This window comes from Frateuria hangzhouensis (assembly GCF_026410505.1).
Classification (GTDB): domain Bacteria; phylum Pseudomonadota; class Gammaproteobacteria; order Xanthomonadales; family Rhodanobacteraceae; genus Frateuria_A; species Frateuria_A hangzhouensis.
The window spans coordinates 21,299-42,232 of sequence record NZ_JAPMIU010000008.1; the positions used below are offsets into that span (position 1 = coordinate 21,299).

Below are 20,934 nucleotides of genomic sequence, written 5' to 3' on the forward strand. Positions count from 1 at the left end.
GGGGGCCTGGATCAGGCGTATCGCTTGTAGGAATCCACTTGTGGGCGATGCACTTTGCTCTGGATGGTCCACCAGGGCAGGAGCATCGCCCGCAAGTGGGCGCCTGCAACATACTTTCGGTCGGGCCGCCTGCTCCAGGTCCGCCGGGCGGGAGCGCTCCGGCCCCATGCTAAAATCCGCCGGTTGCCTCACTCCCACACCTCCGAGGAAGCCATGCCCCAGCTCGCCCGCCGTGTCGGCCGCGCCAAGCCCAGCGCGATCATGCTCATCGCCGAAAAAGCCCGGCAGTTGAAGGCGCAGGGCAGGGACATCATCAGCTTTTCCATCGGCGTGCCCAACTTCCTGCCGGGTGAGCACGTCTACGCCGCTGCCCGCGAATCGCTCAGCCACGATTCCGGCCAGTACGGCAGCAACCGCGGCGCCGAGCCGCTGCTGGATGCCTTCCTGAAACACATCGAGGCGCTCGGTTTCTCCGGCTACGGCCGCATGAACCTGTCCATCGGCATCGGCGCCAAGCAGGTGCTCTACAACCTGGCCGAGGCGCTGCTCGACGAGGGCGACGAGATCTGTTTCGCCGCGCCGTACTGGACGACCTACCGCGACATCGCGGACATCGCCGGCGCCAGGATGAACGTGCTGCCGTGCCCGTCGACGCAGAACTACAAGCTGGCGCCAGCACAGCTCGAGGAAGCCCTCAAGCGCAAGCCGAAGGTGTTCCTGTTCAACAACCCGTCCAACCCGACCGGCATGGTCTACACGGCCGAGGAAATCGCCGCGCTCGCCGACGTGCTGGTGCGTTACCCGGACACCTGGATCGTCACCGACGACATCTACAACTCGATGGTGTTCGACGGGATCGGCTACCACAACTTCGTGTTCGCCCGTCCCGAGCTGCGCGAGCGGCTGGTGTTCGTCGACTCGGTGTCCAAGACCTACGGCATGCCCGGTTGGCGCGTGGGCATGCTGGCCGGGCCCGAAGTCGTGGCCAAGGCGGTCACTACGCTCAATTCGAACCACATCACCAGCGTGCCGGAGGTGATCACCGCTGCCGCGGTGGCCGCGTTCAGCGGCCCGCAGGACGTACCGCAGGCCAAGTGCGCGGAGTTCGCGGGCAAGCGCGACATCGTGGTCGCAGCGTTGCGCGCGATCCCCGGTGTGATCTGCCCGCGCCCGCAGGGCGCGTTCTATGCCTTCCCGGACATCTCCGTCGCCTTCGGCAAGTCGCACAACGGTACGCCAATCAACAGCGACGTGGACGTCTGCGCGGCGCTGCTCGAGGCCAAGGGCGTGGCCTGCGTGCCGGGCTCGGCCTTCGGCGAACCGCATTCGCTGCGCATCTCCTATACCTGCCCGACGGCCCAGCTGGAGCCGGGCCTGAAGCGCATCCAGGAGTTCTTCGCCGAACTCCAGTAGCACTGGGAATCGCCTGTCCGAATCCCGCATCCCGAATCCCGAATCACGGAGACAAACGATGAAAGCCCCCGTTCGAGTTGCCGTTACCGGTGCCGCTGGCCAGATCGGCTACGCACTGCTTTTCCGCATCGCCGCCGGCGACATGCTGGGCAAGGACCAGCCGGTCATCCTGCACCTGCTGGAAATCACCCCGGCGCTGCCCGCGCTGCAGGGTGTGGTGATGGAGCTCAACGATTGCGCCTTCCCGACGCTGGCCGGCGTGGTGGCCACGGACGACCTCAACGTCGCCTTCAAGGACGTCGACTACGCGCTGCTGGTCGGCGCCCGTCCGCGCGGCCCGGGCATGGAGCGCAAGGACCTGCTGGAAGCCAACGGCGCCATCTTCGGGCCGCAGGGCAAGGCGCTGAACGACCACGCCAAGCGCGACGTGAAGGTGCTGGTGGTGGGCAACCCGGCCAACACCAACGCGCTGATCGCGCAGCAGAACGCGCCCGACCTGGATCCGAAGTGCTTCACCGCGATGGTGCGCCTGGACCACAACCGCGCCATGAGCCAGCTGGCCGAGAAGACCGGCAAGCACTCGACCGACATCAAGAAGATGACCATCTGGGGCAACCACAGCTCCACCCAGTACCCGGACCTGCACCACGTCACCGTGGATGGCAAGCCGGCGCTGTCGCTGGTCGACCAGGCCTGGTACGAAGGCGACTTCATCCCCACCGTGCAGCAGCGCGGCGCGGCCATCATCAAGGCTCGCGGCGCCTCGTCGGCCGCTTCGGCCGCCTCGGCCGCGATCGACCACATGCGCTCCTGGGCACTGGGCACGGAAGAGGGCAGCTGGGTCTCGATGGGCATCCCGTCCGACGGCTCCTACGGCATCGCGCCGGGCGTGATCTACGGCTACCCGGTGACCTGCAAGGACGGCAAGTACACGATCGTGCAGGGCCTGGAGATCGGCGAGTTCTCGCGTGCGCGGATGGATGCGACCGAAAAGGAACTGCGCGAGGAGCGCGGTGGCGTGGAGCATCTGTTCGCGAAGAAGTAAAACTGCCTGAGGGTGGTTGGAGAAGGGCGGCCTTGGGCCGCCCTTTTTCTTGCCGGCGTCCGGCCGGGACTCCACGCCAGCCTTGGCCCCTCACCCCAATCCTCTCCCCGGAAGGGAGAGGGAGCGGAGCGGCAAACCACTTTATCGCGCACGATCCCCGGATGCTGCTCCCTCTCCCTCCGGGGAGGGGGTCGGGGGTAAGAGGCCGTTCTTGCGGGGGATGACGTTCGTGCGGGTTCGAAACGCCTGCTGCCCGCCTATCCCGCCGCCAGCGTTGCCTGCCGCACGTACGCCAGCATCGCCTGGTCCACCGTACTTCCGCTGCGCAGGTCAGGTTCGTTCGCGTAGGCCTCGCGAATGCGCGCGTGCGTGGCTGGATCGTCGCCGGCGTAGCTGCGGAAGAGTTCCATCCAGCGCCGGGCCAGTTGCTGCGCCTGCGGGTCGGAGGGCGGGGTGCCGGCGTTCATGGCGCTGCGCACGTCGGCGATCAGCGGCGGCCAGTCGTACATCTGCTTGCCGTAATTGGCGCGCATGCGTTCCATTTCCGGAGGGAGCAGGTACCGTTCGAAAATCGCCAATCGAGCATCGACCAGGGCCTGCTCGATGAAGCGCTCCAGCGCGGGCGTGATCCCGTTGCGTTCGCGCAGCTCCGGCTCGTTGTCCTGCATGGCCTTCAGGCGGCTGATGAAGCCGGGATTGTGGCCGGTGCCGCGCTGGACCGCTTCCATCCACTGCAATGCCAGGGCGTGGGCGTGCGGCGACCCGGGCGCCACGCCGCGATCCATCGCGGCCTGCACTTGCCCGATCAACGCATTCCATTGCGCCAGGACATCCGGATCGTTGTGCAGCGGCAGGTTTTTCAGTTCCTCGGGCGAGAAATATTTTTCGTACATGGTCATCAGTTCCAGCGTGTCCAGCCATTCGGCCAGGTCGGGAGACTGTCCGGCGGCAACCTGCCCGCCAAGCGCCACCAGCCGGTTGCGCAGGCGCGTGGCCCGCTCGAGTTCCTGGTCGAGCTGGGCGATCTGGCGGTTGATCACCTGGTCCAGCGGTTGCGCGGGTCCGGACAGGACGGTTCCGACGTCGGCCAGCGACAGGCCGAGCTGGCGCAGCGCCTGGATGCGATGCAGGCGTTCCACGTTGGCGCGGTCGTAAAGCCGGTAGCCGGCATCGGAGCGCAGCGAGGGCTGGAGCAAGCCGATGGCGTCGTAGTGGTGCAGCGTGCGGACGGTCAGCCCGCAGCGGCGGGCGAGTTCGCCGACGGTCAGCGGCATGGCCTAAGTCTCCTCGGATGCGTGGCGGGCACTTTCCGGGATGACGTTACGTGAGGGTCAAGCGATTTTTCAAAGAATTGCAGGAGCGCACCCTGTACGCGACTGCGCGGCGGGATGTGGCCGACGGTCGCGCACAGGGTGCGCTCCTACAGCTCAGGCGGCGACGGCGGTGGGCGCCGAAGTGCGGATCAGGTGGTCGAAGGCCGCCAGCGCCGCGGTCGAACCCGCACCCATGGCGATGACGATCTGCTTGTAAGGCACCGTGGTCGCATCGCCCGCGGCGAACACTCCCTGCAGCGAGGTCTGGCCGCGGTCGTCGATCACGATCTCGCCGCGCGGGGTCAACTCCAGCGTGCCCTTGAGCCATTCGGTGTTCGGCAGCAGGCCGATCTGCACGAAGACACCTTCGAGCTCCAGCGTGTGCATGTCGCCGCCCACGCGGTCCTTGTAGACCAGTGCGCTGACCTTCTGCCCGTCGCCGAGCACTTCGGTGGTCTGCGCGCTGACGATGATGTCCACGTTGGGCAGGCTGCGCAGCTTGCGCTGCAGGACATCGTCCGCGCGCAGTTGGCTGTCGAACTCGATCAGGGTCACGTGGCTGGCAAGCCCGGCCAGATCGATTGCCGCTTCCACGCCGGAGTTGCCGCCGCCGATTACCGCCACGCGCTTGCCCTTGAACAGCGGGCCGTCGCAATGCGGGCAGTAGGCCACGCCCTTGTTGCGGTATTCGTTCTCGCCGGGCACGTTCATCTGCCGCCAGCGCGCTCCGGTGGAGAGCACCACCGCCCTGGACTTCACGGTCGCGCCGTTGGCCAGTTGCACCTCGACCAGGCCGCCGGTCGCGTCGCTGGCGGGAACCAGCGTCTCGGCGCGTTGCAGGTCCATCACGTCCACGTCGTAGTCGTGCACGTGCTGCTCCAGCGCGGTACCGAGCTTGGGCCCCTCGGTATAGGAGACCGAGATGAAGTTCTCGATGCTCATGGTGTCGAGCACCTGGCCGCCGAAGCGCTCGGCCACCACGCCGGTGCGGATGCCCTTGCGCGCGGCGTAGATCGCCGCCGCGGCACCGGCCGGCCCGCCGCCGACGACCAGCATGTCGAAGGCATCCTTGGCCTTGATCTTTTCCGCCTCGCGGGCACTGGCGCCCACGTCCAGTTTGGCCACGATCTGCTCCAGGCTCATGCGGCCCTGGTCGAACAGCTCGCCATTGAGGAACACGGTCGGCACCGACATCACCTGGCGGGCTTCGACCTCGCCCTGGTACAGCGCGCCGTCGATCGCCACGTGCTGGATGCGCGGATTGAGCACGCTCATCAGGTTGAGCGCCTGCACCACGTCCGGGCAGTTCTGGCAGGACAGCGAGAAATAGGTTTCGAAGCGGAAGTCGCCGTCCAGGTCGCGCACCTGCTCGATGGTCTCGGCGGCCGCCTTGGACGGATGCCCGCCGACCTGCAGCAGCGCCAGCACCAGCGAGGTGAATTCGTGGCCGAGCGGGATGCCGGCGAAGCGCACGCTGACGTCGGTCCCGACGCGGTTGATCGCGAACGACGGCTTGCGCGCCTCGTCATCGCGGCGCACCAGGATGATCTTGTCCGACAGCGAGGCGATCTCGGTCAGCAGTTCCTCCAGCTCGGCGGACTTGGCACTGTCGTCGAGCGAGGCGGCCAGTTCGATCGGCTGGACGAGCTTTTCGAGGTAGGCCTGGAGTTGGTTCTTCAGGTTGGTGTCGAGCATGTCGGGCTCCAGACAACGAAGGGAAGTGGGGAAGGGCGCTTGCAGGAGCGGCCTGGGTCGCGGGCGGGGAGGGGGCGCCGGGGGGAGGGGCGCCATGCGGCCCAGGCCGCTGCTGCAAGCACCCGGTCGGGTGCCGCCTGGGGAATCCGGGCGGCGTGCGCCCGGATTCCGGTGGTGCGGTCGATCAGAGCGGGCTGATCAGATCTTGCCGACCAGGTCCAGCGAAGGAGCGAGGGTCTTCTCGCCTTCCTTCCACTTGGCCGGGCAGACCTCGTTCGGGTGGGCGGCCACGTACTGGGCGGCCTTCACCTTGCGCAGCAGCTCCGAAGCGTCGCGGCCGATGCCGCCGGCGTTGACTTCCATGATCTGGATCTTGCCCGCGGGGTCGATCACGAAGGTGCCGCGGTCGGCGATGCCGTCGGCTTCGATCAGCACGTCGAAGTTGCGCGACACGGCATGGGTCGGATCGCCGATCATGGTGTACTGGATCTTCTTGACCGCGTCGGAGGTGTCGTGCCACGCCTTGTGCGCGAAGTGGGTGTCGGTGGAGACCGAGTAGATCTCGACGCCCAGCTTCTGGAATTCGGCGTAGTTGTCGGCCAGGTCTTCCAGCTCGGTCGGGCAGACGAAGGTGAAGTCGGCCGGGTAGAAGAACACCACCGACCACTTGCCCTTCAGGTCGGCATCGGTCACTTCCATGAACTTGCCGTTCTTGAAGGCCTGCGCCTTGAAGGGTTTGACTTCGGTATTGATCAAGGACATCGCTGTCTCCTCGTTTGTGGTGGGTTGACCCGAGAAAGGATAGGCCTCCCTGACCGATCAATCCAATTGATTGTCGGGATGGGAGTGATTGACGCGGACTATGATGGTGGCGGCCAGCCGGGCGCGGGCGTGCCCGGCTGGCAACGCCCGCCACCACCGCGGTAGCGGCCGTCAGGAAGCGGCCGCGGCGGCGGGGCGTACCTGCCGGTCCACCACCGCGGCGGTAACGATATCGCTCCCGACGTTGACCGTGGTGCGCAGCATGTCAAGGATGCGGTCGACGCCGAGCACGATGCCGATGCCTTCCGGCGGCACGCCAAAAGTGGCCAGCAGGCCGGCGATCAGCGGCAGCGAGCCGCCCGGGATGCCGGCGACCGCCACCGCGCTCAGCACCGCCAGCAGCATCAGCACGCACTGGTGCAGCAGCGACAACTCGATGCCGAAGGCCTGCGCCACGAACAGCACCACGCAACCCTCGAACAGCGCGGTGCCACTCATGTTCATGGTCGCGCCCAGTGGCAGCACGAAGCCGGCGGTACTGGGCGAAAGCCGGAGTTCGTCGCGAGCCACCGCCAGCGAGGCGGGCAGGCAGGCGCTGCTGGAGCTGGTGGAGAACGCCGTGATCAGCAGCGGGCGGATCTGCCGGAAGAAACCCAGCGGCGAGCGCCGGGCCAGCAAGCGCAGCCACAGCGACATGGTGCCGAACAGGTGCAGCATCAGCGCCGCGGCGCAGCCGACCACGAACACCGAGAGGATCAGCACCACCTCCATGCCGACCTTGACGATCACGCTGTAGATCATCGCCGGCACCGCGTAGGGCGCCAGCCGCAGCGCGAAGCCGACGATGCCGGTCATCACCTCGCTGATCAGGTCCAGCCCGTCCTGCACCTTGCGGCGCTTGTCCTCGGGCAGGACGGTGGCGGCGGCGCCCACCAGGATCGCGAACACGATCAACGGCAGCACATCGCCCAGCGCGTTGCGGCTGTTGCCCACGAACGCGCCGAACAGGTTGCGCGGCATGAACATCTCCACCAGCACGGCGAAGCTCATCCCCGGCTGTTCGGCCTTGCGCTCCACCGCCTGCATGGCACCGCCGCCGTATTCCTGCATCAGCAGCGCGCGCGCGCCTTCGGCCAGGTGATGGCCCGGCTGCAGCACGTTCATCATTACCAGGCCGATCGCCACGCCGATGAGCATGTTGGCGAAGAACAGGCCGAACGTGCGCAGCGCCAGCGGGCCGAGCCGGTCCAGCCGGCCCAGCTGCGCTACGCCCGAGGCCAGCGAGGCGAACACCAGCGGGATCACCACGAAAAACAGCATGCGCAGGAAGATCTGCCCCAGCGGATCGAACACCGCCGTGGACAGCGCCTGCATCGCCTCCAGCGTGGCGGGGTGGAACTGCCCGATACCCAGCGTGACCACCGCGGCCACCACGCCGATGACCAAGCCCCAGAGAATGCGTGTCGCCAAAGGTGCGGATGTGCTCATGGAGCGAATGTGACGAATGTGTGGGCGGATCGCAAGATCCTGCGATCCGCCCGCCAACCTGCATCTGTTGCTCCTGCACGGGGCGCTGGCGCGCGCTGCCTTCCCTGCGCAATCGCGTGTTTGCCCGTACGACGGAATCGGCTCCTCCCCTGCTTGCAGGGGGAGGTTGGGAGGGGGTCGCCCGTCCGGAGCGAAATAGCACCCCTCCCCAGCCCTCCCCTGCAAGCAGGGGAGGGAGCAGATCCGGCGCCATGCCCGTCACCGCCGCGAAGCTCCGACGCCCCAGTACGCTAAAATGCTCCTTTTCCCCGGAGGCGACATGGCAAGCCAAGCATCCCCCGGCGCGCGTTTCCGCGCCGCTCTCGCCGCCGAGCAGCCGCTGCAGGTGATCGGCGCGATCAACGCCAACCACGCCCTGCTCGCGCAGCGCGCGGGTTACCGCGCCATTTACCTTTCCGGCGGCGGTGTCGCGGCCGGCTCGCTCGGGCTGCCGGACCTGGGCATCAACACGCTCGACGACGTGCTCACCGACGTGCGCCGCATCACCGACGTCTGCGACCTGCCGCTGATGGTGGACATCGACACCGGCTTCGGCCCGAGCGCGTTCAACATCGCGCGCACGGTCAAGAGCCTGATCAAGTTCGGCGCCGCCGCCTGCCATATCGAAGACCAGGTCGGCGCCAAGCGCTGCGGCCATCGTCCCGGCAAGGAGATCGTCGGCACCAGCGAGATGGCCGACCGCGTCAAGGCCGCCGCCGATGCCAGGACCGATCCCGATTTCTTCCTGATCGCCCGTACCGACGCGATCGCCGTGGACGGCGTGGACGCGGCGATCGAACGCGCCATCAAGTGCGTGGAAGCCGGCGCCGACGGGATCTTCGCCGAAGCGGCCTACGACCTGCCCACCTACCGCCGCTTCGTCGATGCGGTGAAGGTGCCCGTGCTGGCCAACATCACCGAGTTCGGCAAGACGCCACTGTTCAGCGTGGACGAACTGCGCACCGCCGGCGTGGGCATCGTGCTGTACCCGCTGTCCGCCTTCCGCGCCATGAACAAGGCGGCCGAGAACGTGTACGAATCGATCCGCCGCGATGGCCACCAGCGCAACGTGATCGACCAGATGCAGACGCGCGAGGAACTGTACGAACGCATCGGCTACCACGACTACGAGCGCAAGCTCGACGCGCTGTTCGCCAGAAAGAGTTGACCCGTGCCTTCGCAGGAGCCCGCGGGCTCCTGCGACAAACAGAACGGAACACTACCTGCACTTCAGGAGACACCCGATGACCGAGCAAGTCCTCCCCAAGGCCAAGAAATCCGTCGCGCTGTCCGGCGTTCCCGCCGGCAACACTGCGCTGTGCACGGTCGGCCGCAGCGGCAACGACCTGCACTACCGCGGCTACGACATCCATGACCTGGCCGCCAAGGGCAGCTTCGAGGAGGTCGCCCACCTGCTGGTGCACGGCCGCCTGCCGAACTGGACCGAACTGCAGAACTACAAGGCCAAGCTCAAGCGCCTGCGCGGCCTGCCGGCGCCGGTCAAGGGCGCGCTGGAGCTGCTGCCGGCCGCGACCCATCCGATGGACGTGTTGCGCACGGGCTGCTCGGTGCTGGGCACGGTGTTGCCGGAGAAGGAAGACCATAACCTCACCGGCGCATGCGACATCGCCGACCGCCTGATGGCCAGCTTCGGCTCCATGCTGCTGTACTGGTACCACTTCAGCCACAACGGCAAGCGCGTCGAGACCCAGACCGACGACGACTCGATCGCGGCGCACTTCCTGCACGTGCTGCACGGCAAGGCGCCCAGCGAATTGCACGCGCAGGCGCTGGACAAGTCGCTGGTGCTCTACGCCGAGCACGAATTCAACGCCTCCACCTTCACCGCGCGCGTCATCGCCGGCACCGGCTCGGACATGTACTCGGCGATCACCGGCGCGATCGGCGCGTTGCGCGGTCCCAAGCACGGCGGCGCCAACGAAGTGGCGATGGAGATCATCTCGCGCTACCGGAGCGCCGACGAGGCCGAGGCGGACATCCGTGCCCGCGTGGAGAAGAAGGAAATCATTATCGGCTTCGGCCATCCGGTTTACACGGTGTCCGACCCGCGCAACGAGATCATCAAGGAGATCTCGCGCAAGCTCTGCACCGAGGGTGGCAACCCGACCCTGTTCGAGGTGTCCGAGCGCATCGAGAAGCTGATGTGGGAACTGAAGAAGATGTTCCCCAACCTGGACTGGTACTCGGCCAGCGCGTATCACATGATGGGCGTGCCGACGGCCATGTTCACGCCGCTGTTCGTGATCGCCCGTACCTCCGGCTGGAGCGCGCACGTGATCGAGCAGCGCCAGGACGGCAAGATCATCCGCCCGAGCGCGAACTACACCGGCCCCGAAGACCAGGCCTACATGCCGATCGAAAAGCGCTGAGGGCGAATCCCCCGTAGGAGCCCACTCGTGGGCGATGCCCTGGACGCATCGCCCACGAGTGGAGCGCTGCGAAGAGCGGATCGGAGCGCCTGCTGTCCACGACCTGTCCACGCGGGTGCTGGCTACGATGGCCCGCCTTCCCCGACAGAGTCTCCCGCATGCCATATCCAGCAAAACGTCCGTCGTGGTCCGCGCTTGGCGCGGGCGTTGTCCTGATTCCGCTCGCGCTGGCGAGTACCGCGGCCCTGGCGCAGGATTCGACCGCGCTCCCTGACCGGGCAAGCATCCGCCTGGGCGGCTACTACGCCAACATGGATACGGACGTCTCGATGGGCGATCCGAGCGGCACCCTCAGCGGCACCATCAATCTCGAGGACGACCTGGGCTTCAAGAAGGACAAGACCGTCCCGCGCGTGCGCGCCGACTTCCTGATCGGCGAGCATCAGGGCCTGGCGCTGGACTACTACAGCATCGACCGTTCCAGTCACCAGGTGCTCGCACGCGACATCAGCTACGACGGCGTGAACTACAGCGCCAACGCGGACGTCCGCGCCAAACTGGATTTCGACTTCGGCAGCGTCGCCTGGCGCTGGTGGTTCGGGCAGGGCGACGACGCCTACGGCGTCGGCCTGGGTGCCGGTTGGTATCGGGTCAAGACCGCATTGGCCGGCGATGGCAGCTACGACCTTGGCGCCGGCGGCGAGGAAACGGTGTCGGTCGTGGCCAACAGCAACGACAGCGCCTGGGCACCCATGTTGCAACTGGGCTGGCGCCACACCTTCAACGATCACTGGCGCGCGTACCTGGACGCCTCGGGCGTGCGCAAGAACGGCGGCCGCATCAGTGGCCACATCTACAACGCCGCTCTGGGTGTGGAGTGGCTGCCGTGGCAGAACCTGGGTTTGGGCCTGGAATACGGCTACAGCCAGATCAAGCTGCACTGGAACCGCAGCGCTTACGACGCCGACCTGGACATGACCCTGAGCGGTCCGTCGGCGTTCGTGAACCTGCGCTGGTAAGGCGACGGACGGGCATCGCGTGCGCTGCGGATCGCAGCGCACGCGATGCCTCGACTCAGGCGGGTTGCCGCTTGCGGTGATGGAACAGCCACCCACCACCGCAGATGCCCGCCACGAGCAGTGCATCCAGCACCCAGCGCGCCCACGGATAGGCGTCGAACCAGCCGCTGAGCAGGTGGTCGTGGGCGATCATGCGGCCCGCGGTCCAGGCGATCGCGCCCGCGCCGATGTAGACGATGATCGGGAAACGTTCGATCAGTTTCAGGATCAGCGTCGATCCCCACACTACCAGCGGCACGCTGATCAGCAGGCCCAGCACCACCAGGCCCAGGTGGCCCTTGGAGGCGCCGGCGATCGCCAGCACGTTGTCCAGGCCCATTAGCGCGTCGGCCACCACGATGGTGCGCAACGCGGCCCAGAAGTTGTCGGCGGCGCCGACCTCGTGCCCTTCCTCGGCGCCCGGCTTGAGCAGCTTCCAGGCGATCGGCAGCAGCAACAGCCCGCCGGCCAGCATCAGGCCGGGCAGCTTGAGCAGGTAGACCACCACCGCGGTCAGCGCCACGCGCACGGCCACCGCGCCAAAGGTGCCCCAGAAAACCGCTTTCTTCTGCAGCGACTTGGGCAGGTTGCGCGCGGCCAGTGCGATCACGATGGCGTTGTCGCCGGCGAGCACGAGGTCGAGCAGGATGATGGCCAGCAGGCCGGAGAAGAAATCGGTACCGCTAAGTTCCATGGAAGGTTTCCCGCGCGTGACTCATGACGATGGCGCCGGACACGCGCACGCCCGCCGCCACCGCAAAAGTCTCGTTCGCGAGAAGCTCGCCGGGGTGACCGGGGCGTGAGCACGCCCGTGATGACGACCACCGCACGGGGCCGCGAACGAATCGCGGCGCCGGAACTACTCCCCTTTGGGTGCCGGGCGATTGTCGAGGCGGCGCTGGCAGCGGTCAAGGTGATTTTCGGCCGCGCGCCGGTGGGCCGTAGGGTGGGCTTCAGCCCACCATCGCCATCGCAAGGTAGGCTGAGGCCCACCCTAAGGACCGCAGTGCGGTTTCCGGCCAGCGTTGATCAGGCGTGGCCGCGTTGTTCCTCGTCGCCGCGGCGGCCGAATGGTGGTCGCGGCCAAGGCGGCTCCCACAGGTGGTTCACGGCGGATGGCGGGGCAATCGGGCGCGCGGCGGATACAATGGCGGTTTTTCCCGCCGCGAGAAGCCTTCATGAGTGCCCACGACATCCGCTCCGCCGTCCGTCCCGATCCCGACCAGCCGATGGTCGACATCGCCAATTACGTGGCCGACTACCGGATCGAGTCGAAGGAGGCCTACGACACCGCGCGCTACATGCTGCTCGACTCGCTCGGCACGGCGATGCTGGCAATGAAGTTTCCCGAGTGCGTCAAACACCTGGGCCCGCTGGTGCCGGGCGCCAACTTGCCGGGCGGCACGCGCGTGCCGGGTACCAGCCACGAGCTCGATCCGGTGCAGGGCGCCTTCGCCATCGGCACCCAGATCCGCTGGCTCGACTTCAACGACACCTGGCTGGCCGCCGAGTGGGGCCATCCGTCGGACAACCTTGGCGCGATCCTGTCGGTGGCCGATTACCTCAGCCGCAAGGCCGAGCGCGAGGGCGGCCAGGCGTTCACCGTGCGCGACGTGCTCGACTACGCCATCAAGGCCCACGAGATCCAGGGCTGCTACGCACTGAAGAACAGCTTCAACCGCGTCGGCCAGGACCACGTCATCCTGGTGCGCCTGGCCTCTACCGCGGTGGCCACCGCGATGCTCGGCGGCAGCAAGGAGCAGATCACCACCGCCGTGTCGCATAGCTGGATCGACAACGGCGCGCTGCGCACCTATCGCCACGCGCCCAACACCGGGCCGCGCAAGAGCTGGGCCGCGGGCGATGCCTGCCGCCGCGCCGTGACGCACGCGATCAACGCGGTCTACCGCGGCGTGGTCGGCTATCCCTCGGCGCTCAGCGCCAAGACCTGGGGCTTTTACGACGTCGCCTTCAAGGGCAATGCCTTCGAATTCGAGCGCCCCTTCGGCAGCTACGTGATGGAGAACGTGCTGTTCAAGATCAGCTTCCCGGCGGAGTTCCACGCGCAGACCGCGGTGGAGTGCGCCATGCAGCTTCACGCACAAGTGGCGGACAAGCTCGACCAGGTCGAGAAGATCGTCATCGAAACGCAGGAAGCGGGCGTGCGCATCATCGACAAGACCGGCCCGCTGGCCAACTACGCCGACCGTGACCACTGCATCCAGTACATGGTGGCGGTGCCGCTGATCTTCGGCCGCCTGACCGCCGGCGACTACAACGACGACGTCGCCGCCGACCCGCGCATCGATGCGCTGCGCGCGAAGATGGAGGTGCGCGAGAACCCGCAGTTCACGAAGGACTACTTCGATCCGGACAAGCGCTACATCGGCAACTCGGTGCAGGTGTTCTTCAAGGACGGCTCGTCCACCGAAAAGGTTTCCATCGACTTCCCGATCGGCCACCGCAAGCGTCGCGCCGAAGGCATTCCGGTGTTGCTGAAGAAGTTCGAGGCGGCCCTGCGCGACCACCTGCCGGCGCATCGGGTAAAGGCGATCCTGGAGGCGACATCGGATACGACGGCACTGGATGCCATGCCTATCCAGCGGTTTCTCGGCCTTTTCACGCTTTAAGCACAATTAGCCGGGCACTGCCATTACCCGGCAATGAAAAAAACAGGTTCGCGCCTGCAATGCATTGCACAGTAAACCCGGCCCCAGAGCCGGGTTTACTTGTATTCACACCATGTCCACGCCATTCAGGTAGGAATGGATAAAGGGCTTTGCTGAACAAGGCCTCACCAGGGAGCCTGCGTGACCCGTGAACGACTTAACGATTTTGCTACACTCGTGCCGCTTGCCCGTAGGGACGAATAGCGAGGGGGCGGCTCAAGCTTCCGGAAGTCTGAGAGTTTGACGCGCGGTCCGTACGAGGTGAACGGCTGCGAACATCAATAAATGAAGGAGACACACCTGATGAAACGTAAGGGCTTGTATTTTCTTATTGCCTTGGCCCTGGGCGGCGTTGGTGCCGTTCACGCGCAGGACAACACCGCCGATATGACCGGCGATACCGCCACCACCAGCAGCATGGGCGATTATGACGGCCGTTGGTACATCGCCCCGACCGTTGGCGGTTATTACAACGATACCGATCGCAATACCAACAGCCGCCAGTTCTATTATGGCCTGGGTGTTGGCCGTTTCGTTTCGCCGAATGCCTCGATTGATCTGTTCATCGACCGCACCAAGCGTGACCGCGACACCGCGGTCGGCGGCGGCGACTGGTCGAATACCAACTATGGCGTGGCCGCACGCTTCTACGGTGGCGACTGGAACGCCTGGCGCCCCTACCTGCTGGCCGGCGTGATGGGCAGCTACCACAAGAACCCGGTTGATGATGGCTGGTCGCCGGCGGCCGAACTGGGCGTGGGCGTCTCCAAGACCATCACCGACAGCTCGGATATCCGCATCGAGACCGGCTACCGTTACGACTGGGACGACAACAGCCAGTCGACCGAAGACGGCTACGGTGACTGGTTCCTGGGCTTCAGCTTCGTATCCCGCTTCGGCGAACCGGCTGCCGCTCCGGAACCGGTCGCGCCGCCGCCGCCCCCGCCGGTCAACGATTGCTCCACCCAGGACAACGACAACGACGGCGTCAACGACTGCGAAGACAAGTGCCCGGCCACGGCCGCCGGTACCATCGTCGGTCCGGATGGCTGCCCGCAGAAGGTCGTGATCGACCTGCGCGGCGTGAACTTCAAGTTCGACCGTCCGTCGAAGGGCGAGATGGACATCAGCAAGGCGCTGGCCGAGCCGACCTCCGACTCGCTGGGCATCCTCGACCAGGCCGTCGATACCCTGCAGCGCTACCCGCAGGTGCAGGTGACTGTCGCCGGCTACACGGACGCGGTGGGTACCGATGCCTACAACCAGTCGCTGTCCGAGCGTCGCGCGAAGATCGTGTATGACTACCTGACTTCGCACGGCATCGACGCCAGCCGCCTGGAAGGCCCGATCGGCCACGGCGAGAGCGATCCGATCGACACCAACGAGACCAACGAAGGCCGCGCGCGCAACCGCCGCACGGAGCTGCAGGTCGAGCAGTAATCGGACGGTACGACGCAGAATGGAAAAACCCGGCTTCGGCCGGGTTTTTTCTTGGTTCATCGGTCTTGCCGGGAAACGCCATCGCACTCTCGCGGGGACTCCTGCAGACACGGGGCCGAACGCGCCGGAGCGGAATCGCGGCGTTCAAGGCCCTGTGCTCCGCAGGCCGCGATTGCACTTTTCTTTGCGGGCGCGGCAACGCACGGTGGGCTGTGGCCCACCAGCGCGACGTTTGGCGGTGCGGAAGTTCATGGTGGGCTTAAGCCCGCCCTGCGCGAGCTTGCCGGCGCTCCGGCGCGGTCGCTACGCTTGCGCGATGTCCGCGCCACGCCGTCCACCCGTCGCCTCTGCCCGCAATGGCCCGCGCTACGGGCTGGCGCGTGTGTTGTCCAAGCGCGGCGTGTGCTCGCGCAGCCAGGCCGAGCAATGGGTTCGCGCGGGACGCGTGGCGGTCGGCGGTCGCGTGGTACGTGATCCGGAACATCCCACCGCGGCCGGGCAGGGCGGCATCACCGTAGACGGCCAGCCGATCGGCGAGGCCGCGCGGGTCTACGTGATGTTCAACAAGCCGCGCGGGCTGGTGGTCAGCGCGGCGGACGAGCGCGGCCGCGCTACCGTCTACGACGCGCTTGCCGCGGCCGGGTTGCCCTGGCTGGGGCCGGTCGGCCGGCTGGACAAGGCCAGCGAAGGCCTGTTGCTGCTCAGCAACGACACGGTGTGGGCGGCGGGCATCACCGAGCCGGCCACGCACGTGGACAAGACCTATCACGTGCAGGCCGACCGCATTCCCGACGAGGGCCTGTTGGCTCGGCTGGGCGAGGGCATCCTCGACCAGGGCGAGCGGTTGGCGGCACGAAAGGTGGCGCTGCTGCGCGCGGGGGAGAAAAACGCCTGGCTCGAGATCGTGCTGGACGAGGGCCGCAACCGGCACATCCGCCGCCTGCTCGCGGCCCATGGCGTCGGCGTGCTGCGGCTGGTCCGGGTGGCGATCGGCAACCTCGCGCTCGGCGACTTGCCCAAGGGGCAATGGCGGCACCTCACAACGGAAGAAGTGCTGGCGTTGCGTTTGTAGGAGCCCGCTTGCGGGCGATGCCTCGCTCGATGTCGCCAGAAAGCATCGCCCGCGAGCGAGCTCCTACACAGGCATGGATCCCGCGGAATCAGCCCTCGATCACGCCCAACTGCTTGCCGATCTTGGTGAACGCGTCGATCGCCCGGTCCAGGTGCTCGCGTGTGTGCGCCGCGCTCATCTGCGTGCGGATGCGCGCCTGGCCCTGCGGCACCACCGGATAGAAGAAGCCAGTCACGTAAATGCCTTCTTCCAGCAGCGCGGTAGCCATCGCCTGGGCCTTGGGCGCGTCGTAGATCATCACCGGCACGATCGGGTGCACGCCGGGCTTGATGTCGAAGCCGGCGGCGGTCATCCGCTCGCGGAAGTAGGCCGTGTTTTCCTGCACGCGCGTGCGCAGCTCGCCGGCCGAGACCAGCATGTCGAACACCTTGATCGCGGCGGCCACCACGTGCGGCGGCAGCGAGTTGGAGAACAGGTACGGGCGCGAGCGCTGGCGCAGCAGTTCGATGACTTCCGCGGGTCCCGTGGCGAAGCCGCCCAGCGCGCCGCCCAGCGCCTTGCCCAGCGTGCCCGTGAAGATGTCGATATTGTCCATCACGCCATGCACCTCGGCCGAGCCGCGGCCGGTGGCGCCGAGGAAGCCGGTGGCGTGGCATTCGTCGATGTGTACCATCGCGTTGTACTTCTTCGCCAGTGCGGTGATCTGGTCCAGGGGTGCGATGAAACCGTCCATCGAGAACGAGCCGTCGCTGGTGATCAGCTTGGTGCGGGCGCCGGCGGCATCGGCGGCCTGCAGCTGCTTCTCCAGGTCCGCCATGTCGCAGTTGGCGTAGCGAAAGCGCTTGGCCTTGCACAGGCGGATGCCGTCGATGATCGAAGCGTGGTTGAGCGCGTCGGAAATGATCGCGTCCTCCTCGCCCAGCAGCGGCTCGTACAGGCCGCCGTTGGCGTCGAAGCAGGCGGCGTAGAGGATGGTGTCTTCGGTACCGAAGAACTCGGCGATCTTCGCCTCCAGTTGCTTGTGCAGGTCCTGCGTGCCGCAGATGAAGCGCACCGAGGCCATACCGAAGCCATGCGTGTCCAGCGCCTGCTTGGCCGCGGCGATCACGTCGGGATGGTCGGCCAGGCCCAGGTAATTGTTGGCGCAGAAGTTGAGTACCTTGCGACCGTTGGCCAGCTCGATCTCGGACGACTGCGGCGAAACGATGACGCGTTCGCCCTTGAACAGGCCCTGCTCGCGGATGGAGTCCAGCTCGGTGGCGTAGCGGTCGCGGGCGGTATAGGTCACGTTGGTCTCCGGTCTTGGGGGCGGCGGCAGGGCGCATTGCGGCGAAACCCGCCTGGGCGTCATTCCCGCGAACGCGGGAATGCCATTTTCGCTTGGCGTTCGAGGAGCAGGATGGCCACCCGCGTTCGCGGGAACGACGTTCGGCTAGAGGCTCAGCCTGTGCCGAGGGCGGCTGCCCGGACTCATGTCCAGGAGCAGACCACCTTGCCGCAGGTGCCCGCATCCATCAGGTCGAAACCCTTCTGGAAATCGTCGATGGCGATCTGGTGCGTCAGCACCTTCTGCAGCGGGAAGCCGGTCAGCACCATCTGGGTCATCTTGTACCAGGTCTCGTACATGCGCCGGCCGTAGATGCCTTGCAGCGTGAGGCCCTTGAAGATCACCTTGTCCCAGTCGATGCCGGCGCCCTTGGGCTGGATGCCCAGCAGCGCGATCTTGCCGCCGTGGTACATCACGTCGAGCATGTCGTTGAAGGCACGCGGATTGCCGCTCATCTCCAGGCCGACGTCGAAGCCTTCCATGTGCAGGTCCTTGACCACGTCCTTGAGCGACTGGTTGGACACGTTGACCACGCGGGTGGCGCCCATGTCGGCGGCCAGCTTCAGGCGGTAGTCGTTGACGTCGGTGACCACCACGTTGCGCGCGCCCACATGCTTGGCGATGCCCGCGGCGATCACGCCGATCGGGCCGGCGCCGGTGATCAGCACGTCCTCGCCGATCAGGTCGAACTCCAGCGCGCAATGCGCGGCGTTGCCATAGGGATCGAAAAACGCGGCCAGCTCGGAAGGGATCTGGTCGGGAATCGGCCAGAGGTTGGAGGCTGGCACCGCCACGTACTCGGCGAAGGCGCCGTTGCGGTTGACGCCGATGCCCACAGTGTTCGGGCAAAGGTGCTGGCGCCCGGCGCGGCAGTTGCGACAATGTCCGCAGACGATGTGGCCTTCGGCCGAGACGCGGTCGCCGACCTTGTAGCCGGTCACGGCACTGCCGAGCTCGGCGATGCGGCCGACGAACTCGTGGCCGATGGTCAGTCCCTGGGGAATCGTGCGCTGGGACCATTCGTCCCACTTGTAGATGTGCAGGTCGGTGCCGCAGATGGCGGTCTTCTCGACCTTGATCAGCACCTCGTTGGGGCCGATCTCGGGAACCGGCACCTCTTCCATCCAGATGCCCTGTTCGGGCTTGCGCTTGACCAGGGCTTTCATCGTCTGCGGCATGGGACACCATCGTCTGGCCCGCGGAGGCGGGCGGGGAAGCCGACGATTATAGGGCCTTGCCGCGAGGCAGGCTGCGTGCTCAGCCGATGGCGCGCCAGGCGATCGAAAAGACCAGGCTGGCCAGGATGCATGCCGTCAGCCAGAAACCGACGTTGTTCTTGTCCCAGATCGGCTTGCGACGCGCCGTCGAGGCGTCGTCCTGTACCGGACGCAGTGGAGCGGGCTGGGTGGCGGGATGGACGCGCGCGGCGGGCGTGGCGATACCTGGCTGCAACATGACAACTGTCCCCTCTCCAGCGTCCTGATCGTGTTCCGCGTCGATTCGGTGCGCCATCGCGTGAATTCTATGTGGTCGCTATGCGCCGATGGTGCGCCCACCAAGCGGCGCAGGCAAGCTGTCGTCGTCGCGAGGGGTGAATTATCGGTAAAAACGTGATCGGTTTCACCGTGGCTTTCCCGTGGAAGCGCCGCGGAATTGTGGCGCCGGCGCCAGCGTGCGCGCCGCTACAATGCGCCGGTGCCTGCCGACGCCCGCCCGCTCGCCATATTCCTGATGGGCCCGACCGCGTCGGGCAAGACCGCGCTGGCCTGCGCACTGCGCGAACGCTTCGCGCTGGAGCTGGTAAGCGTGGACTCGGCGCTGGTCTACCGCGGGCTGGACATCGGCGCGGCCAAGCCCGATGCCGCCATGCTGGCCCGGCACCCGCACGCGCTGCTGGATCTGCGCGATCCATCCGAACCGTACTCGGCGGCCGATTTCCGCGCCGACGCGCTGGCGGCCATGGCGCGCATCCACGCCCATGGCCGGGTACCCCTGCTGGTCGGCGGCACCGGCTTGTACTTCCGTTCGTTGCAGCGGGGGCTTTCGGCGCTGCCGGACGCCGCGCCTGCGATCCGCGCCCGGCTGGCCGGCGAGGCCGCGGTGTGTGGTTGGCCGGCGCTGCATGCGCGCCTGGCCAGGCTGGATGCGACCGCGGCCGCGCGCATCGGCCGCAACGATGCCCAGCGCCTGCAACGCGCGCTGGAAGTGATCGAGCTCACCGGCCGCCCGTTGTCCGAGCAGCAAACCGGCGGCAGCGGCGAGCCTTTTCCCTGGCGGGTGCTGAAGCTGGCGCTGTTGCCCGCCGATCGCGGCGAGCTGCACGCGCGCATTGCGCAACGCTTCGACGCCATGCTGGCAGCCGGCTTCCTGGACGAGGTGAAGGCGCTGCGCGCCCGCGGCGACCTGTCCGCGGACTTGCCGGCCCTGCGCGCGGTCGGTTATCGCCAGGCCTGGGAACATCTGGATGGCGCGATCGATGCGCCCACGTTCCGCGACAAGGGCATCTTCGCCACCCGCCAGCTGGCCAAGCGGCAGATCACCTGGCTGCGCGCCGAGCTCGATGCGCGCGCGCTCGACCCGGACCAGGCCGGCCTGCTCGACCGCGCCTGCGGGGCATTGGAATCGTTCCTGTAGAGTTCGCCCGCGTTGCACTTTGTAGGAGCCCACTCTTGGGCGATGCTTTGATGTGCACAACGAACAGGAGCATCGCCCGCAAGTGGGCTCCTACACGGAGACGGGGCTCCGCGACGCATGTCGCCATTCACGAGCTTCCGCCCGCCATTTAAAAGCGGTTAATATCCCTTCGACTTGGGCCGGTCGCCGCGCGTGCGTCTTTTCTCCGGCCCGCGAAGGTTCGCGAGGGGGTACAACAACATGTCCAAAGGGCAGTCATTGCAAGATCCGTTTCTCAACGCACTCCGCCGTGAGCGGGTTCCGGTCGCCATTTACCTGGTCAACGGCATCAAGCTGCAAGGCACGATCGAGTCGTTCGACCAGTTCGTGGTGCTGCTGCGCAACCAGGTGAGCCAGATGGTTTACAAGCACGCCATTTCCACCGTGGTGCCCAGCCGCAACGTGCGCATGGGCAACGGCCATGAGGGCCATGCCGACGGCCACGCCGACACACACGCATCGTCCGCCGAGGGCGACGACTGATCCCAGGGAAGGATTCATGCTGCCGGCGGGTTGCCTGGCCCGCCGGCAACTACGCCGACGGCGCCTT

General features: G+C 66.7%; 18 protein-coding genes. 10 read left to right on the forward strand and 8 right to left on the reverse strand.

The features are described 5' to 3' along the window. The first annotated feature begins 213 nt into the window (after positions 1-213). The gene (locus tag OSC30_RS10090; protein WP_267171721.1) at positions 214-1,413 is read left to right on the forward strand and encodes an aminotransferase class I/II-fold pyridoxal phosphate-dependent enzyme; all 1,200 of its coding nucleotides are present in this window, start codon (positions 214-216) and stop codon (positions 1,411-1,413) included. 58 nt (positions 1,414-1,471) lie between these two features. Then, the gene (locus OSC30_RS10095; RefSeq protein WP_267171722.1) at positions 1,472-2,458 is read left to right on the forward strand and encodes a malate dehydrogenase; all 987 of its coding nucleotides are present in this window, start codon (positions 1,472-1,474) and stop codon (positions 2,456-2,458) included. 257 nt (positions 2,459-2,715) lie between these two features. Here the strand turns inward: OSC30_RS10095 and OSC30_RS10100 are convergent, their stop codons facing one another. From OSC30_RS10100 to OSC30_RS10115, 4 genes are all read right to left on the reverse strand, one after another. Then, positions 2,716-3,732 (reverse strand): MerR family transcriptional regulator, encoded by a 1,017-nt coding sequence (locus OSC30_RS10100; protein ID WP_267171723.1) that lies wholly within the window; start codon positions 3,730-3,732, stop codon positions 2,716-2,718. 153 nt (positions 3,733-3,885) lie between these two features. After that, positions 3,886-5,466 (reverse strand): alkyl hydroperoxide reductase subunit F, encoded by a 1,581-nt coding sequence (ahpF, locus tag OSC30_RS10105; protein ID WP_267171724.1) that lies wholly within the window; start codon positions 5,464-5,466, stop codon positions 3,886-3,888. 198 nt (positions 5,467-5,664) lie between these two features. Continuing rightward, positions 5,665-6,228, reverse strand: coding sequence for an alkyl hydroperoxide reductase subunit C (ahpC, locus tag OSC30_RS10110; RefSeq protein ID WP_267171725.1), 564 nt, complete (start codon positions 6,226-6,228; stop codon positions 5,665-5,667). Between the two features lie 171 nt (positions 6,229-6,399). Continuing rightward, positions 6,400-7,716 carry a dicarboxylate/amino acid:cation symporter gene (locus OSC30_RS10115; protein ID WP_267171726.1) on the reverse strand — a complete coding sequence of 439 codons (1,317 nt, stop codon included), beginning with the start codon at positions 7,714-7,716 and terminating at the stop codon, positions 6,400-6,402. 319 nt (positions 7,717-8,035) lie between these two features. Here OSC30_RS10115 and prpB point away from each other — a divergent pair, with 319 nt between their 5' ends. From prpB to OSC30_RS10130, 3 genes are all read left to right on the forward strand, one after another. After that, positions 8,036-8,923: a methylisocitrate lyase gene (prpB, locus tag OSC30_RS10120; RefSeq protein ID WP_267171727.1), complete on the forward strand. Its 888-nt coding sequence runs from the start codon at positions 8,036-8,038 to the stop codon at positions 8,921-8,923. Positions 8,924-8,999: 76 nt separating this feature from the next. Further along, positions 9,000-10,145, forward strand: coding sequence for a bifunctional 2-methylcitrate synthase/citrate synthase (gene prpC / locus OSC30_RS10125; RefSeq protein WP_267171728.1), 1,146 nt, complete (start codon positions 9,000-9,002; stop codon positions 10,143-10,145). A 158-nt stretch (positions 10,146-10,303) separates the two neighbouring features. Next, positions 10,304-11,164, forward strand: a complete 861-nt coding sequence (locus tag OSC30_RS10130; protein WP_267171729.1) for a porin family protein — start codon at positions 10,304-10,306, stop codon at positions 11,162-11,164. Positions 11,165-11,219: 55 nt separating this feature from the next. Here OSC30_RS10130 and OSC30_RS10135 read toward each other — a convergent pair whose 3' ends face one another. Then, the gene (locus tag OSC30_RS10135; protein WP_267171730.1) at positions 11,220-11,897 is read right to left on the reverse strand and encodes a TerC family protein; all 678 of its coding nucleotides are present in this window, start codon (positions 11,895-11,897) and stop codon (positions 11,220-11,222) included. A 484-nt stretch (positions 11,898-12,381) separates the two neighbouring features. Here OSC30_RS10135 and OSC30_RS10140 point away from each other — a divergent pair, with 484 nt between their 5' ends. The 3 genes from OSC30_RS10140 to OSC30_RS10150 all read left to right on the forward strand — a co-directional run bounded on the left by OSC30_RS10140 (position 12,382) and on the right by OSC30_RS10150 (position 16,384). Further along, the gene (locus tag OSC30_RS10140; protein ID WP_267171731.1) at positions 12,382-13,833 is read left to right on the forward strand and encodes a bifunctional 2-methylcitrate dehydratase/aconitate hydratase; all 1,452 of its coding nucleotides are present in this window, start codon (positions 12,382-12,384) and stop codon (positions 13,831-13,833) included. A gap of 342 nt (positions 13,834-14,175) precedes the next feature. Continuing rightward, positions 14,176-15,312 (forward strand): OmpA family protein, encoded by a 1,137-nt coding sequence (locus OSC30_RS10145; RefSeq protein ID WP_267171732.1) that lies wholly within the window; start codon positions 14,176-14,178, stop codon positions 15,310-15,312. Positions 15,313-15,628: 316 nt separating this feature from the next. Beyond that, the gene (locus tag OSC30_RS10150) at positions 15,629-16,384 is read left to right on the forward strand and encodes a pseudouridine synthase (protein ID WP_267171733.1); all 756 of its coding nucleotides are present in this window, start codon (positions 15,629-15,631) and stop codon (positions 16,382-16,384) included. A gap of 88 nt (positions 16,385-16,472) precedes the next feature. Here the strand turns inward: OSC30_RS10150 and kbl are convergent, their stop codons facing one another. The 3 genes from kbl to OSC30_RS10165 all read right to left on the reverse strand — a co-directional run bounded on the left by kbl (position 16,473) and on the right by OSC30_RS10165 (position 19,166). Then, on the reverse strand, positions 16,473-17,672 hold the full coding sequence (gene kbl / locus OSC30_RS10155; RefSeq protein ID WP_267171734.1) for a glycine C-acetyltransferase: 1,200 nt from the start codon (positions 17,670-17,672) through the stop codon (positions 16,473-16,475). A gap of 182 nt (positions 17,673-17,854) precedes the next feature. Next, on the reverse strand, positions 17,855-18,889 hold the full coding sequence (gene tdh, locus OSC30_RS10160) for an L-threonine 3-dehydrogenase (protein ID WP_267171735.1): 1,035 nt from the start codon (positions 18,887-18,889) through the stop codon (positions 17,855-17,857). A gap of 79 nt (positions 18,890-18,968) precedes the next feature. After that, positions 18,969-19,166, reverse strand: a complete 198-nt coding sequence (locus OSC30_RS10165; RefSeq protein ID WP_267171736.1) for a hypothetical protein — start codon at positions 19,164-19,166, stop codon at positions 18,969-18,971. Between the two features lie 240 nt (positions 19,167-19,406). Between OSC30_RS10165 and miaA the strand changes: the two genes are divergently transcribed. Both miaA and hfq read left to right on the forward strand, forming a co-directional pair. Further along, entirely contained in the window at positions 19,407-20,345 is a 939-nt protein-coding gene (miaA, locus tag OSC30_RS10170; protein ID WP_267171737.1) for a tRNA (adenosine(37)-N6)-dimethylallyltransferase MiaA, read from the forward strand. Between the two features lie 240 nt (positions 20,346-20,585). Then, complete coding sequence (gene hfq, locus OSC30_RS10175) at positions 20,586-20,867, forward strand: RNA chaperone Hfq (RefSeq protein ID WP_267171738.1); 282 nt, start codon at positions 20,586-20,588, stop codon at positions 20,865-20,867. The last annotated feature ends 67 nt before the right edge of the window (positions 20,868-20,934 follow it).

Bases quoted from the DNA above. Each gene is read 5' to 3' on its own strand.
- prpC (WP_267171728.1), top strand. From the start codon at position 9,000: ATGACCGAGCAAGTCCTCCCCAAGGCCAAGAAATCCGTCGCGCTGTCC.
- ahpF (WP_267171724.1), bottom strand. From the start codon at position 5,466: ATGCTCGACACCAACCTGAAGAACCAACTCCAGGCCTACCTCGAAAAG.
- OSC30_RS10135 (WP_267171730.1), bottom strand. From the start codon at position 11,897: ATGGAACTTAGCGGTACCGATTTCTTCTCCGGCCTGCTGGCCATCATC.
- OSC30_RS10095 (WP_267171722.1), top strand. From the start codon at position 1,472: ATGAAAGCCCCCGTTCGAGTTGCCGTTACCGGTGCCGCTGGCCAGATC.
- OSC30_RS10165 (WP_267171736.1), bottom strand. From the start codon at position 19,166: ATGTTGCAGCCAGGTATCGCCACGCCCGCCGCGCGCGTCCATCCCGCC.
- OSC30_RS10090 (WP_267171721.1), top strand. From the start codon at position 214: ATGCCCCAGCTCGCCCGCCGTGTCGGCCGCGCCAAGCCCAGCGCGATC.
- OSC30_RS10100 (WP_267171723.1), bottom strand. From the start codon at position 3,732: ATGCCGCTGACCGTCGGCGAACTCGCCCGCCGCTGCGGGCTGACCGTC.
- OSC30_RS10145 (WP_267171732.1), top strand. From the start codon at position 14,176: ATGAAACGTAAGGGCTTGTATTTTCTTATTGCCTTGGCCCTGGGCGGC.
- OSC30_RS10140 (WP_267171731.1), top strand. From the start codon at position 12,382: ATGAGTGCCCACGACATCCGCTCCGCCGTCCGTCCCGATCCCGACCAG.
- OSC30_RS10115 (WP_267171726.1), bottom strand. From the start codon at position 7,716: ATGAGCACATCCGCACCTTTGGCGACACGCATTCTCTGGGGCTTGGTC.
- OSC30_RS10150 (WP_267171733.1), top strand. From the start codon at position 15,629: ATGTCCGCGCCACGCCGTCCACCCGTCGCCTCTGCCCGCAATGGCCCG.
- hfq (WP_267171738.1), top strand. From the start codon at position 20,586: ATGTCCAAAGGGCAGTCATTGCAAGATCCGTTTCTCAACGCACTCCGC.
- tdh (WP_267171735.1), bottom strand. From the start codon at position 18,889: ATGCCGCAGACGATGAAAGCCCTGGTCAAGCGCAAGCCCGAACAGGGC.
- OSC30_RS10130 (WP_267171729.1), top strand. From the start codon at position 10,304: ATGCCATATCCAGCAAAACGTCCGTCGTGGTCCGCGCTTGGCGCGGGC.
- ahpC (WP_267171725.1), bottom strand. From the start codon at position 6,228: ATGTCCTTGATCAATACCGAAGTCAAACCCTTCAAGGCGCAGGCCTTC.
- prpB (WP_267171727.1), top strand. From the start codon at position 8,036: ATGGCAAGCCAAGCATCCCCCGGCGCGCGTTTCCGCGCCGCTCTCGCC.